General features: G+C 45.5%; 13 protein-coding genes. 2 read left to right on the plus strand and 11 right to left on the minus strand.

Features of this window, described 5'->3' with window-relative positions; translation table 11 throughout:
* Positions 1-5: 5 nt before the first annotated feature.
* The 10 genes from OV592_RS03450 to OV592_RS03495 all read right to left on the minus strand — a co-directional run bounded on the left by OV592_RS03450 (position 6) and on the right by OV592_RS03495 (position 11,296).
* A complete protein-coding gene (locus OV592_RS03450; protein ID WP_406610403.1) occupies positions 6-1,664 on the minus strand; it encodes a peptidoglycan DD-metalloendopeptidase family protein in 1,659 nt (552 codons plus the stop codon).
* 338 nt (positions 1,665-2,002) lie between these two features.
* Positions 2,003-2,851, minus strand: a complete 849-nt coding sequence (locus OV592_RS03455; protein ID WP_406610404.1) for a cobalamin-binding protein — start codon at positions 2,849-2,851, stop codon at positions 2,003-2,005.
* 37 nt (positions 2,852-2,888) lie between these two features.
* Complete coding sequence (locus OV592_RS03460; protein WP_406610405.1) at positions 2,889-3,836, minus strand: cobalamin biosynthesis protein; 948 nt, start codon at positions 3,834-3,836, stop codon at positions 2,889-2,891.
* Positions 3,836-4,534, minus strand: a complete 699-nt coding sequence (mtnN, locus tag OV592_RS03465) for a 5'-methylthioadenosine/S-adenosylhomocysteine nucleosidase (protein WP_406610406.1) — start codon at positions 4,532-4,534, stop codon at positions 3,836-3,838. The genes OV592_RS03460 and mtnN overlap by 1 nt, the downstream gene beginning before the upstream one ends.
* Positions 4,535-4,597: 63 nt before the next feature.
* Complete coding sequence (locus tag OV592_RS03470) at positions 4,598-5,026, minus strand: GNAT family N-acetyltransferase (protein WP_016403542.1); 429 nt, start codon at positions 5,024-5,026, stop codon at positions 4,598-4,600.
* Positions 5,027-5,210: 184 nt separating this feature from the next.
* Positions 5,211-5,957 (minus strand): hypothetical protein, encoded by a 747-nt coding sequence (locus OV592_RS03475; RefSeq protein WP_406610407.1) that lies wholly within the window; start codon positions 5,955-5,957, stop codon positions 5,211-5,213.
* 406 nt (positions 5,958-6,363) lie between these two features.
* Positions 6,364-7,809 carry an aldehyde dehydrogenase gene (gene aldA / locus OV592_RS03480; RefSeq protein ID WP_016403540.1) on the minus strand — a complete coding sequence of 482 codons (1,446 nt, stop codon included), beginning with the start codon at positions 7,807-7,809 and terminating at the stop codon, positions 6,364-6,366.
* 55 nt (positions 7,810-7,864) lie between these two features.
* Positions 7,865-9,196 carry an RICIN domain-containing protein gene (locus OV592_RS03485; protein WP_406610408.1) on the minus strand — a complete coding sequence of 444 codons (1,332 nt, stop codon included), beginning with the start codon at positions 9,194-9,196 and terminating at the stop codon, positions 7,865-7,867.
* Positions 9,197-9,506: 310 nt separating this feature from the next.
* Entirely contained in the window at positions 9,507-10,793 is a 1,287-nt protein-coding gene (gene tyrS, locus OV592_RS03490) for a tyrosine--tRNA ligase (protein ID WP_016403538.1), read from the minus strand.
* Positions 10,794-10,918: 125 nt separating this feature from the next.
* Positions 10,919-11,296, minus strand: coding sequence for a DUF2750 domain-containing protein (locus OV592_RS03495; protein ID WP_406610409.1), 378 nt, complete (start codon positions 11,294-11,296; stop codon positions 10,919-10,921).
* A 215-nt stretch (positions 11,297-11,511) separates the two neighbouring features.
* Between OV592_RS03495 and OV592_RS03500 the strand changes: the two genes are divergently transcribed.
* Together OV592_RS03500 and OV592_RS03505 are read left to right on the plus strand one after the other, a co-directional pair.
* Entirely contained in the window at positions 11,512-12,420 is a 909-nt protein-coding gene (locus OV592_RS03500) for a TIGR01212 family radical SAM protein (RefSeq protein ID WP_406610410.1), read from the plus strand.
* A 107-nt stretch (positions 12,421-12,527) separates the two neighbouring features.
* Entirely contained in the window at positions 12,528-14,345 is a 1,818-nt protein-coding gene (locus OV592_RS03505; protein WP_406610411.1) for a diguanylate cyclase domain-containing protein, read from the plus strand.
* On the opposite strand, the gene folE2 is transcribed toward OV592_RS03505, so the two are convergent.
* Positions 14,346-15,269, minus strand: coding sequence for a GTP cyclohydrolase FolE2 (gene folE2 / locus OV592_RS03510; protein WP_406610412.1), 924 nt, complete (start codon positions 15,267-15,269; stop codon positions 14,346-14,348).
* Between the last annotated feature and the right edge of the window lie 401 nt (positions 15,270-15,670).

Genomic DNA, 15,670 nt, shown 5'->3' on the forward strand with positions numbered 1-15,670 from the left:
TTTACCTAATTCATGGCTAGCAATACTCGTTTGGTATTGTCTAGCTGCTTGATTCTGGCCTTAGCAATCGGCAAGAAAATGTCTTTTTGCTTACCTTTTAAAGGCGTAGATGTAGGCAGTTTCACTGTACGTGGGTTTTTGTGTACCCCGTGTACTAAAAATTCATAGTGTAAATGTGGGCCGGTAACTCGTCCTGTCGCGCCAACGGTACCAATTTTCTTGCCCTGTTTAACCCGTTGGCCAGTTTTTACGTAGCGCTTATGCAAATGCAAGTACTTGGTGACGTAAGCGCTGCTGTGCTGAATAAACACATAGTTTCCGTTGTATTTGCTGTAACCCGATTTAGTTACCCTGCCATCGCCGGCAGCTTGCACTGGCGTTCCCACTTTAGCTGCATAATCAATGCCGTTGTGAGCGCGCACTCTGCCGGTTACTGGGTGTAAACGGCGCGGGTTAAAGTTAGAGCTAATGTATTTGAAGTTAACTGGCGCGCGCAAAAAGGCTTTACGCATTGGGCGGCCTTCTGGGGTGTAATAGTTGCCATCTTCGTGACGAACCGCTCTAAATACATCCCCTTGGTTAATAAACTCGGCAGCAATAATATCGCCATTACCTGCAAATTGACCGTCGATGTAGTGCTCTTCAAACAGCACCATAAAGCTATCATCTTTACGAATGTCTAAAGCAAAATCGATATCCCAGCCAAAAATAGCGGCTAGCGCCATAATTTGGCCTTGGCTCAGCTCAGCACTAATACCGGCATTCCAGAAGCTCGAATTGATGGTACCTTGGGCAAAGTTAGTTCTTACTTCTAGCTCTTGGGTATCTACTTTTACCGCGAAACCATCTTGCTTATCTCGCTCAATAATCAGTGTTTGATGTTTCGATTGTGGATAATGTAGCTCCATTAATCGATCTTGGTCATCGAGATAAAAATCCAGCGTATCGCCAGGGTGAACCGTACGCAGCTTTCTCGCTTCCCCGCCGAGTTGGTCGATGTCGTGTAAAGTGCGAGCACTTAAACCCACCCGCGAGAAGATAAGCGCCATGCTGTCACCCGATTTAACGGTTTGGCGTTTAAGGGTGTAGAAGTGCTCGGGTTCTTCGAGGGCTTGTTGCGGTTCTATCTCCAGTTGCAGGGGATAACGAACACCAAGGTTAAGTTCTTTGCCTTGCTGCAGTTGCGCGATTAACTCGGCGGCATCGCTGACCTTAACGGTATTATCGGTAGCGCTAGTTTGCGGATCTAATGAACTTGATTCATCAGCAGTTTGGGCGATTTCGTTTGCCGCCTCAGCTGCAGCAGCAGGGGATTTAGCAGCGGTATCTATGCTTATGTGTTGCTCTTCAGCTTGCTCAGCCGTTTGGTTTGGAGAAACCTCTGCCACTTGTTTAACTGCGGGTTTACTAGCTAGCTTCTTCTCTTCTATTTGCTCATGCTGAATGGCTGTAGATTGTAGCTTGTCTAAACTGGGCTCGTTAGTGCTGGTGGCGTCTGTTGGTTGCACTTCTGGGATGTTGTTGGCCTTAGCCGAAAGATCGATAGTTTGCCTCTGGCTAGCACTCACCGACTTTTTGTCACTTGGGATGAGCAGTGCGGCTACTACCAGCATAATGGCAACAAACAACAGCCGACGATGACGTTTAGGTAATAAGCTTTGCAATCTACTTCCAACATACAAACACAGTGATTACCGCGATTGTAGCCAGATGCTAGTAATAATGCCAGATTCAGCGGCGCAAGCCGTGAGCTAAACAGGCTACAGAGCACATGCTGACCAAATTGGCGCAAGCTGGTTAATAGTAGTGCAAGCGATTGAATCAGCAACTTTTGCTTGTGTGAAGGCTTATCGAATGACTAAAGCATATTTGTTGGTTTGTTTGGGATTTAAAAAAGGTAAAGCGACATAAAATATCAAATACCTCTTTAGGGGTGGTTTTGTCTGTCGAAAATTTTATAAGATCTTTAGCTTGCTTAAAACTGGCACAACACTTTCATTACTTATATCGAAGATTTTTCTTCACTCGTATATGCTCTCGTCCCACTCAGTTTATCTGGGTGGGTTTTTTTTCGGCTTTTTTCCAGCATGCTACAAAGTTGCTTTAGGCTCTCTAGAGTGCGAAGTGTTAAGCGATGGGCCTTATCTGGGTCTAGATGGTAAATGTGTTGCTGCTGCACGGCTTGAAGCTGTGGCCATTGCTTCCAAGAGTGTTCAAATTCCCATTGGGCAATAATAATGGCTTGAGGATCAGCTTCTAGTACCCACTCTTCTGACAGCAATGGGTAGGGTGCCACCGCTTCGGCCATAATATTTTCCCCGCCACATAAGCGAATGCCATCATCAATCCAGCTTTTTGCAGAAATGCTACGCAGCGGCGTGTGCCACATCTGATAAAACACACTCACTTTGCTTTTAGACTGATACTGCTGCGCCAATTGAGTTAGCTGTTGCTCGGCAAACTGGCTTAAGCGTTGTCCGGTTTCTTGCTCACCTAAAATACTACCCAGCTCTGCTAGTTGTTTAGGTAGGTTGTCTAGCCGTTTGGGTTTGGACACAAATACTTGAATATTTAAGGCGCGTAGCTTTTGCGCCAAACTTTGTTGGTTTCCTTGTTGCCAGACCAAAACTAAGTCGGGCTTTAAAGAAATGATGCTCTCGAGGCTAATATATTGATAATTACCAATGCGTGGCAGTGCTTTAGCGGCTTCTGGATAATCGGCATAATCTACTGTGGCAATCAGTTTATCACCGGCACCTAGGGCATAAACTTGCTCGGTTAAATGTGGGGCTAAGGAGATAATGCGTTGCGGTTTAGCGTAAAGCGCAGTGCTGAAAAAGGTCGCTAACAATACGGCTATGAGCTTAACGGTATTGGCTCTTTTAGCCTTAAAGATAGATAACACGCGCAAGGTAAATTGGACTAAGAATAAGCAAGTACAGTAGCGCACTCATATTGAGTTTTAAGGCGAGTCTGTCTAATTCAGCTGCTTCTGGGTATTGCTGGCTTGGCCCAAAGCGGGCTTGTTCAACTTTTTGCTGTTGGTAATGGCGAGGTCCACCTAACTCACTTTGTAAGCTACTTGCACTGACGCTAATCAGCTTACCGCTGCCGATATAAGGCCAGCGGAAGCCTTCACTAAGCGCGGCCCTGTTACGAGAGAGTTTGCCATAACAACAGATAATCAATGCTAATAGTTGGAAGGGCAGGAAGCTAAACAGCTGATAGAAGCGACTTGCGGTATGACCAAACTGGCGAAATTGCACGAGTTTAGGGTTCCAAGCAAAGTGCAACTCGGTAACGATGCGGTAGATTAATGCCGGTACAATGCCTGCCAACATAAACCAAAAAATCACCCCAAACCAATTAGCCGCTAGCCTCAGCAATAGCATTTCAGCAGACGCTTTAGCTACGCCAACCGCAGACAAACTTTCGCAATCGCGTAATACCCAAGGGCGTAAAATGTTGCGGGCGGGTTTGTGCAAATGTTTGTTGAGAAGGTGAGTAATGCGATGGTAACTGTGCATTGGGGCTTGCCACTGAAGCAAGCAAAGTAGCAGTAAACTGTCTACTAACACAGTGAGGGGATTCAGTTGGTTAAACAAGGCTAAGCCTAGGCTTAGTGGCAGTAAAATCGCCAGTAAAGCCAAACCGCCTGCAATGCGCTGCTGGCGAGGACCATTGCCGCTGCGATTTACTTTTATTGATAGTTGTTCGGCAAACCAACGAACTAGCAGCATTACCTGACCAAATCCGCGGCCTGGTATTAAACGTTCTAAGGCTATTCCCAAAAAGGGCAGGCTGAGGCTAAGCCACAGCCAGGAGCTTTCGTCCATTAGTCAGTTAGCTTCTCTAACATGGCTAGTACCAAGGCAGTAGAGTGCTTGGCTGCTGTTTCTAAGAACTCATCAAATGACGATGGAGACTCTTTACCGGCAATATCCGACAGCGCTCTAACCACTACAAATGGCACTTTGGCGAGATGACAAACTTGCGCAATAGCGGCGCCTTCCATTTCTACCGCGATCATATTTGGAAAGTCGGCACGGGCTTTAGCGACACGTTCAGGGTCAGCCATAAAAATATCGCCAGTACAGATTTGACCACGCACAATTTGATGGCCTGAAAGCTGCTTAGCAGCTTGTTCGGCAATCTCGATAAGCTTAGCGTCAGCTTTATACGCAGCTGGGTTAGCGGGCAGTTGACCCATTTCGTAACTAAAGGCCGTAAGGTCTACATCGTGATAGCGTAATTCGTTAGAGATAACCACGTCGCCTACTTTTAAAGCGGGGTCAAAACCACCGGCAGAGCCAGTATTGATCACTTGAGTGGGTTGGTAGCGTTGCAGTAACACGGTAGTGGCAATGGCGGCAGCTACTTTGCCGATGCCAGAGCGGGTTACTACTACTGGGTGCTGGTTAATTTCACCACTATAAAATTCACAACCAGCAAAACTATAGGTATCACAGTTATCGATCATTTCGCGAAGTGCTACCACTTCTTGTTCCATTGCACCAATAATAGCTGTAGTCATAACCGTCTCTTTATCAAAAGGAAAAATCAGCGGAATATTACCATAAGCTAGTTTAAGGAACAGCTACAGATCGCGCACAAACACCCGTTGTGTTTTACGTTGTTTAAATTTGATGTGCTGGTAAAACTGATTTGCTTGTTCGCGGGTAGAGTCACAACGTACTCGAATTTCGCCTACGCCGCGGCTAGTTGCCCAATGACGGCATTGTTTAACAAGTGCACGGCCAATGCCTTGATTTTGTGAGTCTTGATCTACCACCATACCGCTGATCTCGGCAAAGGGTAGCGAGCCTAAACGCAAGGCAACAAATACGTGCACCCAACCTACTATTTGCTCTTGCTCGTTGAGGTAAACAAAGGCTTGGTGGGCAGGGTTTTCTAAAATAGCGTGAATATTAGGTAGTACAGTTTGTGCCGTTGGGTTGTAGCCTAGCTGCTTTGCCAGCATGGCCACGTCAACCGCGTCTTCTTCATGAATAGGGCGAATTTGCATAGCATTCCTTAATCGTAGTGGAACTAACAACTGGTTTGATAAAAAACCATAGTTACCGACTTAAGCGGTTAACTGCAAGCAGCTTAGGTAAGATTTATGACTTTTTTAAGACAAAGTGTTCGATTATATTAATCAAGTTATCAAAATAGGCCTGACTTCATCGTTCAAACCAAAGCGCACCGAGTTAGATGAGGGCCTCATGTAAAGACTGTGCTTGGCAATATACTTCGCATAAAGCTTGCTCGGTGAGACTCAGCTCTTCAAATTCCCATTCCGTATAAGATTGCACTGCCTGAGGATGCTGCAGGCTAAATTGTGCTAGCCAATTGCTAAGTACTTGTCGCAAACGCCGTCTAACTTCAGCTTCGTTAAGCGGGGCAATGGAGAGAGCTTGAGTGTGGGCATTAATCTGTTGCAACATATATGCTAGCGGCGGCTCCACATCGCAGACTAGCGGGCAAACAAAGTAAATACCGAAGGCTTGCTTTGAGCTGCACTTACCTACTTTTATTTGCCAGCCATCGGCAAATTCAAACAGGCAGTAACATTCGCCTATATTGGCCTGACTTGGCGCTGGTGGTGAAAGATTTTCACTCTCTTTTCGTTTTTGGCTTAACGAGTTTAGATAGTCGCCTAGCTTAGTGGATAAGCGCTTGGCAGTATTTAGGTCATCAGGTTCTAACTGCTTGCTTTGTTGCCAATAGTGAATCGCACCTAATACGGCTAAAGCCATATATTCTTGGCTAAATCGACTGCTTAGCGGGCCTTCTATATTTCCTTCCATTAAATCTGCAAGGTGATGAAAATCTTCAATTGAGACCAAGCTTTGGATGGTGAAGTATGAGTGGCCAAGTTCAACAACTTGGTAGCCAAGTTGTAGCTGAATTTGCGGAACTATCACTGCGAGGGTGTTGTTTTCTATCACATTCATTCAGCCATTTTCCATGGTAATGCCAGCGCATTAAAGCATCGCATATCATGGGTTTAGAGTAAAATTAGTGAGAAGGGTAATGCTTGTCCAACTATCCTTAATATTTAGTTGAGTGAGTATCTTGCTCTTAACCCGCACTAATCTTTTTATAGCGGTGTTGTTGGCTACGTTCCTAAAGCAGCGGAGGCATAATTATGAGTGTTCACGTTGCCGCTGAATGATTTCTAACACGCCTAAATAGATCATTACTAAGCTTAAAAAGAATCCGATGTAGAGCATAGTATCCCCTTGGTATTTGCGTCTAATTATTATTGCTATTGGGTATTGCGGTCTCCATTTTCAAAACTGCGGGTAGCAAGCAACTCACTGCTAATAAGTTGCTTGCTCACTTCCTAAGAAAAGAGTGTTATTTTGAGAAGTCTACGTAGAAGGTTTTCTTCTCTAGGTATTGCTCAAAACCATATTTACCATCTTCACCGCCGGAACCACTTAGTTTGTAGCCATTGTGGAAGCCTTGATGTTGCTCGCCATGACCGCGGTTTACATAAATCTCTCCGCATTCAAGGTCGTTTACCAAGTCCATCACTAGTTTGATTCGATCAGTGAAGATCATCGCCGACAAACCGTACTCAGAGTCATTGGCATAGTTAATCACTTCATCAAACTCAGTAAATTTAACTACGGGCAAAATAGGGCCAAAGATCTCTTCATGAACGAGGCTCATCTCTTGGGTTACGTCGGTAAACACGGTGGGTTCAAACCAGTAGCCTTTTTCAAACTCCTCGCCGCTTAAGCGTTTTCCACCAGTGACTAAGGTGGCACCTTCTTCTATGGCTTTAGCAACCATGGCTTCCATATTGGCTAGCTCTTTAGCGCTTACTTTTGGCCCCATGTCGCTATCTTCGTTCATTGGGTCACCAACCTTTATGGCTTTCACCTTGGCAAGCAATTTGTCCATAAACTCGGTGTAGATGGCTTCGTGAACATATAAACGTTCGTTACAAGTACATACTTGACCACAATTATCGAACTTGGAGTTTAGCGCTGCGTCTACTGCGGCATCTATGTTAGCGTCGTCGAGCACGATAAAGGGCGCTTTGCCGCCTAGCTCTAGTTGTACATGAGCGAGGTTGTCTGAGGCCGCCCGCACAATGGCTTGGCCAGCTGGAGTACTGCCAGTCATTGATACCATGGCTGTCTTTGGGTGGCGAACCAGTGCATCGCCCAAAGAGCGACCAGGACCGGTGACTACGTTTAACAAACCTTTTGGCAAGCCAACTTTGTCGGCCAATTTTGCTAGTTCAAGTGTTGCTAATGGTGTTTCGGTAGTTGGCTTAACAATAATCGCATTACCCGCCACTAAAGCTGGGCCAATTTTGCGACCAGCTAGCGCTAGTGGAAAGTTCCATGCAGTAATAGCTACCACTACACCACGCGGCACCTTGTGGATCCAAATGTGCTCGTCAGGGTTGTCTGACTCAACAATGTCACCTTCTATGTGGCGAGCCCATTCGCAGGCGTATTCAATAAACGAGCAGGTTACGTCTACTTCCATGCGCGCCACTTTTAGTAACTTACCTTGTTCTTGCACAAGCAGCTCGGCTAAGAAGTCACGGTTAGCTTTAATCTCTGCCACTAACTCATACAGTTTTTCAGCACGTTTGCGAGCAGGTAGCTTACGCCATTGCTTTTGTGCTGCTACAGCTGCGCTCATAGCTAGCTCAGCATCGGTTTCATCGCCATTAGCGACAGTGGCGATAACTTCTTCAGTTGAAGGGTTAAGTACCTCGGCGCGTGCTCCTGATTTTGCATCTAGCCAGCTACCATTGATGTACATCTGATAATTTTTCATGAACAACCTATTGTTTAAGCGAAGTAAATGGCTAGCTGGTCGGCTAGCCTTCCCATTAATTTACGAATTTAAAGCTTTGATGTTCTGAGCCATCACATTCACCCAATGACAAGTTTTTGCCATTTTTCTTGGAGCCTTTCGCCATTTCTAGGCATTCACCAGTGGCGAGGTTTTTAATGCTGAACCAATTGTGGCCTTTGTTTGATAATAGCCAAGACTGGGCAGCCGATTGCTCATCACAGCGTTGTTGGCGTAAGTCTTGTTTGCCTTCTCGTGCTGCAACACAAAAATCATTTGCGGTGTTTTTGATGCTGACTTGCTGGCCCTGTTCACTCACTTGCTCGGTAAAAGTAAACTTCTGCTGTTGGCCACGATGGCTGCAGTAGCTTTGGCGATAACGCGCGCCTTTTTCTGAGCGAGGGTTTCTAATTTCAAAACACTTGGTGCTGTGGCGCAAGCTTAAACCGGCTACATCGGTCGGGAGTTTTAGCGGGCCAAGTTCCTGCTGGCTTGCATCGGCTTTTACTGGCACGTAAACACGTACCCAATCCACTAGCATCTTGTTTCTGGTTTCATCAGCTAAATCTTCATCGCTAGCGATGTGACCAACACTTGAGCGCCAGTCGTGATCTTCCATGTCGATGATCATGAACATCTCACGGTCTAGGCCAAGATTTTCTGGGTCTTTAAGTGACGTTTTGTTTAAGCGACGAACTAAACGTCCATCAATGTAAAACTCGACATTCCATGGATCGATCCAGTAAGCGCCAAAGCGATGAAAGTTATCGCGATATGGCGCTTCGTTTGGTAAAAAGTGATGCTGTTGAGAGCCAATGTCTCGAATAATTTCGTTGCTTTCCTCATCACGAATAAATACATGGTAGTTGGTATTAGCATGGCGAGAATGCTTGTGGTGGTTGGCGCGATCGCTGCCGTATATCTCCAGTATATCTAACTCGCGCTTGTCATCGGCACTTAATAACCAAAAGTTAGACGATAACACTTGGTTAGCCACTTTAATTTTGGCTTCCATGTAAACTGGGTAGATGATTGGCGTTTTAGAAGTTACTACACCTAGGTGAACCTTATCGGTATCTGGTTTTCTGGCGGCTTTAATAACCAGTTTTCCATCTACTACATCAGAGTGGTCAGAACTCCATATGGTTAAGCCTGGGCCAGTCCAAGCATTGTGGTAATGGTCGTTCCATTTTTCACTAAACTGTTGGTTTTTTCCTTGGTAGTTAAAATCGTCAGAAAAGGCGTCAATTAACTCCCAAGTATTCCCAAATCCAGGGTCTGCAGGTACGTCGTAGTCTGCCCAATCTTTGGCTTGAAGGGAAAAAATCAGGCTAGTGGCGGCAAGTAATAGAGTGTTTCTAAACAGCATTTTGGCTCATACAGTAAAAATTTGTAAACCAATTATGCCAGACATTTTTAACTTAAACTGCAAACTGGTTAACGTTTATTTGAATTGGTTGATGACTTTGATTTCGTGCAGCTAGATTTGAATTAAAGCTTTCTAGGGAAAATACCAGTGCAATGAGGAGTTTATGAAGGGTGATTGAAGCCAACAAGAAGTGACATCGGAATACGTAGAAAAGGTTGTTCTGGCAGATAACAACAGCAAAGGTGGTGGAGAATGTGTTGAAGGGATTAAATCGAGCAATCAGCGTGGCTGATTGCTCTTAACAGCAAAATTATTTAGCCCAAATGATCAAACTGAATAATTTTTTACCGCGCTTAACTACTGAATACTTACCGTATAAGGCATCGCTGGCTTGCAAGGTTAGCTGAGGGTCGTTTAGCTTTTCGCCGTTTACAGACACTGCGCCGTTACCAATAAATTCGCGCGCCATTTTATTTGATTTAGCTAACTCACTCGCTGTAAGTAGCTCAACTAAACCAGCTTCGCTTTGTTCAAGTTGAGTGGTAGGCAAACCATCTTGGGCTAGCTGCTCTAAATCTGACTCACTGAGAGAGGCTAAGTCGCCAGAGAATAGCGCTTGAGTAATTCGCATTGCTGAGGCTAAGCCTTCTTCGCCATGCACTAAACGAGTTACTTCTTTGGCTAAAATACCTTGCGCTTCTGGGCGACCTTGGGCGGCTTTATCACGCTCTTCAATGGCGGCAATTTCTGCTACGTCAATAAAGGTGAAGTAACGCAAGAACGAATATACGTCGGCATCAGCCGTGTTAATCCAGAATTGGTAGAACGCGTAAGGCGAGGTGCGCTTAGGATCTAACCAAATGGTACCCGTTTCGGTTTTACCAAACTTGGTGCCGTCGGCTTTAGTCACTAATGGCATTGTTAGGCCATATACTTTGTTGCTGTACATGCGGCGAGCTAGGTCGATACCGCCAGTGATGTTACCCCACTGATCAGAGCCACCAATTTGTAAGGTGGTGTTTTCTTTGTCGCTAAGCTCGGCAAAGTCGTAAGACTGCAGCAACATGTAGCTGAACTCGGTGAACGAGATACCCGACTCATCACGGTCGATACGCTGCTTTACCGATTCTTTTTTGATCATGGCGTTAACGCTAAAGTGTTTACCTACGTTACGCATGAAGTCAATCACGTTTACTTTGCCAATCCAATCAAGGTTGTTAATTACCTTGGCTGCATTTGCTTGGTCGCCAAACTCAATAAACTGGCTAACTTGCTTCTGCAGTTTGCCTACCCAGCCGGTAACTACGTCATCACTATTTAGTTTACGCTCTGCGGCTTTAAAACTTGGGTCACCAATTAAACCGGTTGCACCACCCACCAAGGCTAAGGGCTTGTGACCAGCTTGTTGGAAACGCTTAAGCATAAGCAGTGGCACTAGGCTACCAATGTGTAGGCTGTCGGCTGTTGGGTCAAAGCCACAATACAGGGTGCGGGCTCCACTAGAAAGGTGTTCGGCCAGTTCTTCGTCGGCAGTGCATTGAGCAACTAGGCCGCGCGCCTTCAAATCTTCTAATAATGGATTAACCGTTGTCGTCATAATTTAACCTGTATGTATTTCTGTACCCGTTTGGGCGCTATGAACAATTTTCGAGCCGAAGATTCTACACTTAAGTCCTTACTAAAAAAACTGCTTAGTGGACTTAAGCGCGGTAAATACCCGGCTTACTTGATTTTTCCGCTGCTAAGCTCGTCGGCAAGATCTAAGGGCGCAACAATTGTGCCTTCACCGGCAAAGCTAGGAGCCACTGCTAGATCAAAACCATCGTTGGCCATTCCAGGCAGCCACTTCTCGGTCATGTCACTCAAACTAATGGCGAGGGCTTTAAAGTTGGCGTGATCTTTACTGGCCCAGTGTTCGGCAAGTGCTTGCTCGCTCCACAGCAGTAATACTTTTTCGTCACCGGTTTCGATAATCAAACAACCCTGTTCGTCACTTAAGGTCCAAACCTGTTGGGCCTTACGGGCTTGTTCGATAAAGCTTTGATAACGCTGTTTAGTGGTTAGACGGTCGTTTGCGTCGATTAATGCTTGAGAGCTCATGTTGATTCCTAGGTGCGACTGTATTAGCGGCACGCAGTATAGCAGCTTCAAGAGGTGCTGTTTATCTTTGCTGAAGAGCAATTGAGAGCGCTGTTGTTGATCATCTAATGTTTAAATCTTGTGCTCTCTTGATCTACAACTAAGACCTAGTTGGCTCCTGCCAGTAGACTAGCCGCCGTTTTGGGTTTTTCCCACCTTATTTAAGAGTGAAAGCTGTGCAGCTAGATTTATATGTAAACACTTTAGGTCGTCATATTAAGCAACATTTTAGCGGGCGAGTGCGCAAGCTAAGTGTGGATGGCGATTTCACCTGCCCAAATCGCGATGGCAGTATTGGTAAAGGTGGCTGTACCTTTTGCAACGTAGACGCTTTTGTTAAACCGCAACAGCAAATGATGTCGATTGGCGAGCAGCTGGATGCACGCAAGGCTGAGCTAAAGCATAAAGACATCCGCTATTTAGCCTACTTTCAGGCCTATACCAGCACCTATGCCGAGGTAGAATATTTACGTGGGATGTATCAGCAAGCTTTAGCCGATGAGTCTGTGGTGGGCTTGTGCATTGGTACCCGCCCAGATTGCGTACCCGAAGCGGTGTTAGAAATGCTGGCAGAGTATCAGGCTCAAGGTAAAGAAGTTTGGCTAGAGCTAGGTGTGCAAACTGCCCATGATGAGACTTTAAAGAAAATAAACCGTGGTCATGATTTTGCAGCATTTCAAAAGGCTGTAGCTCGTGCCCACCAATACGGTTTAAAAGTATGCGCCCATCTTATTTTGGGTTTACCGGGTGAAGAGCCTGAACATTATATGCAATCACTTAAGGCGGTACTGGCCGAAGATATTGCCGGTATTAAGCTGCATCCTTTACATGTGGTTGAGGGCAGCACCATGGCTAAAGCGTGGCGAGCAGGCCGCCTAGATACCATGAGCCAGCAGCACTATGTTGAACAAGCGGTAAGTCTTATTCGCCATACCCCTGAACATGTGGTTTATCACCGTGTAAGTGCCCATGCTCGGCCGCCGGTTTTGCTGGCGCCAAATTGGTGCCAAAACAAGTGGTTAGCCCTCACGGATATTGCTAAAAAGTTGGCCAATGATGGCCCCCAAGGCAGCGCATTAAGTTAGAATGTGATGCAGTAAATGTGAGCTAATTGCTTGTTTAGTAAATGATTATTTTCTTATGTCATATAATCAGGTAAAGTAGCAGCGGTTGCAGAAAAAATGGACAATCGATGCACGAAAACTTTTATCCAACAGTCTGGATGCAGGCAACAATAGCATTACTTAGCATACTGCTAGTCATTGTTATTGTTATGTGGGCCTTAGCTCGCAGAAAGGTGCGTGCTCAGCGCGCGGCAATGGTGAAGTCGCCGGCTGCTCAACTGATGATTGACCTAGAAGCCAAACAGGTTATTTTTGCTAATCCTCGTGTTTGTGAGTTACTGCAGCTTGCTAACAATGGTAAACATTGGCAGTTCTTCGATTCTTCCCACCTTGAGCAATTGTTAGAACTACTAAAACCGCATCAGTCTTCGGCTAGTATTGAAGGTGTTCACTGGCTGGTTAATTTCCCCCAGCAAACTCGGGTTTTGCTTCTTTACGCTAGCTTAACTGCGCATAATGGCCGAGAGGTTTGGTTCATTAATGCTTACGAAAACGCCCAAGGTTATTCTTATTTAAATCGAATTGAGCAAGAGCAAAAACTGTTCGCTAACGTGCTTAATTCCATTCCAGAATTTATTTACTTTAAAGACGCTAATGAGCGTTTGCTGGGCTGTAATCAGGCATGGGCGGGCTTTCATGGCTTAAAGCCTGGTGAGCTTGCTGGTAAGAAGCTGAGTGATTTTTTAACCCGAAATGAGTTAGAGCGCAGCCAAACCTATGACAACCAAGTATTGGCAGGCGAGCCTTGCCAACATACCGAATGGTTTAGTGCCCCAGATAGCCGACAAATCCTGCTGCAAAACAATGTCTATCCACTTAAGAACCAACAAGACGAAGTGACAGGTGTGCTTAATGTGTCTTACGACGTAACCAAGTGGCACGAGCTTAACCGTAAACTGGAACATGAAAACCAAAACCGAATCAGCTCCGAGAAAGAGTTGGGACGGCAAAATAACCTTATTCGCACCGTGTTTAACTCAACCCCCGATCCATTGGGCTTTATTGATGATAAAGGTAATTTTGTTGGCGGAAACGAACCCTTCGCCAAAATGTTTGGTTTTACCAGTGATGAGTTGTTAGGCAAACACCTTACCGAGGTTCTTAGTGAAGAACAGTTAGAACAGCATCAGTTGCAAAATCGCCAAATTTTAGAAGATGGCAAGCCGATCCGGTATGAAGAATTAGTGTACTTGGATGATGGTCACCAGATTTGGTATGAGGTGATCAAAGGCCCGTATTTTGATGATGTGAGTGGCGAGCGCGGCATTATCTTCATCACTCGTGATGTTACCGAGCGTAAAGCCACCGAGCAGCAACTGGCCGATGCGATTATGCAGTTACAGGAACTCAGCTTTATCGACAGCCTAACTCAGGTAGCTAACCGCCGTAGCTTCGACGAAAAACTATTGCAGCTGTGGTTAACCCATCGTCGTGAAGGGGTAGAGTTAAGTTTGTTGTTGCTGGATATTGACTGCTTCAAGCAATATAACGATAACTATGGCCACCAACAGGGTGACGAAGCCTTGCGCCAAGTGGCTAAGTTAATCAGCCGCTCGGTGAAGCGTGGTTCCGATTTAGTGGCCCGTTATGGCGGTGAAGAGTTTGCTATTTTGCTACCTAATACTGGCTGTGAAGGTGCTAAGCAAATCGCCGAAACCGTGTTGCGCAATATGAAAGAAGCAGAGATTCCTCATGAATTTTCAGATGTGAGCGACTTTGTATCGGTAAGTATTGGTGTGGCCAGCGTTATTCCTCAACAAGGTGTGGATTATGGCGAATTGGTAAGGGTGGCAGATTTACAGCTTTATCGTGCTAAGCATCAGGGTAAAGCCCGTTACTGTAGCGCCGGAGACAGCGCTATAGAGGATACAAAAACAGCGCCCTAGCTAGGCGCTGTAACCTTGCTCAATTCCTTTAGTTACAATACTTACAGCATCATGCGCGTGTAGGCTTTCTAGGTGGTTTACCCTTACCCAAAAATCAACTAAATCTGCTCGGCTATTTAAGCTGTGCTGTAAACGGCGAGCTGCATCTTCACAGAACATCAAGTTTTGCCCATTGAGGCGAGCAAATTCTTGTTCATCCTCACGTTTAACCGCGGCTTGTACTGGGGTTTTTAAACTGCTTTCCACTTCATCAATCAAACTGATAATGGGAATATCTTGCTGTTCAGTGGCAATTTTAACTTTTAGCTGAGCGATACTACGCTGGCTGTGGGGGGTAGCAATTATGCCTTCACTGCTGCCAAGCCATTGATGCACCGCTTCACTTGAAACTTGCTCATCGGCAAATTGTTGTTTGAAGGCCTGCTGAATAAGCTGGCGTGATAGCGCGGCCGAACAAGGGCAAGTGGATGAGTACGGAACCTCAACTTCAAGCTCAATAGTGGTTTGTTGTTGGTGACGAGTGGCCGTGATTGCAACAGGATAAGCCTTCCAACCGGTTTTGCCAGATAACAGCGATTTACGGCGCAAATGGTAGTCGAAGCTAAAGCGAACCTGCGCTTGCTCACTTAAATCTTGATGACTTTCAATAAACTGATCCAAAACGCGGTGTAATCCAGCATAATCCAATACGCCTTCGTTAGATAATTGATCCAATATCAAATATAAACGAGACATATGAATGCCTTTGGCTTGTGGGTCATCTAAGCTGACAAAGGCCTCAATTTTAGCACTCACGCGGCTAGCTGCTTGTGCTTCAAATGCCAGCATTATGGGCATTTCAATTTGGCTCATACCTACCCAATCGAGCTTTCCTTCGGTTTGGGCGCGGCTTGAGTTTGCTACGTCAGGCATTGCAGTAGACATGCACTTAGTACTCCACAACAGTATGCGTGAGCTAGGGGCTGTTTTTCTTTCGAGGTTAAATTTTGTTCGCGAAAAAATCGTTTTAGGCGCGGCAAGGAATGTGAAGCCTAGCATTCTAGGTAAACATGCCTTAACAAAGCATACAACGATTTTAGCCGAACCCTTCGGGCAGCGTTTGTGGCTTATTTCTACTGCGTTATCAGCTTCTCATGTAGACTAACTACACATTAAAGCTTCTGCCTTGTATAAATAAGCCACAAATGGCTGCAAAAATCAGCTCGAAAGAAAAACAGCCCCTAGGGCTCATTGCATTTATATGACACAAAAAGATGGGCTGTTATACCACAAAAGCTAGGTTAATATTAACCATCTTTATTTTATGGATTAGCTAGGGTCTGTTG

The sequence above is a fragment of the Agarivorans sp. JK6 genome (genome assembly GCF_045277145.1).
Lineage (GTDB): Bacteria > Pseudomonadota > Gammaproteobacteria > Enterobacterales > Celerinatantimonadaceae > Agarivorans > Agarivorans albus.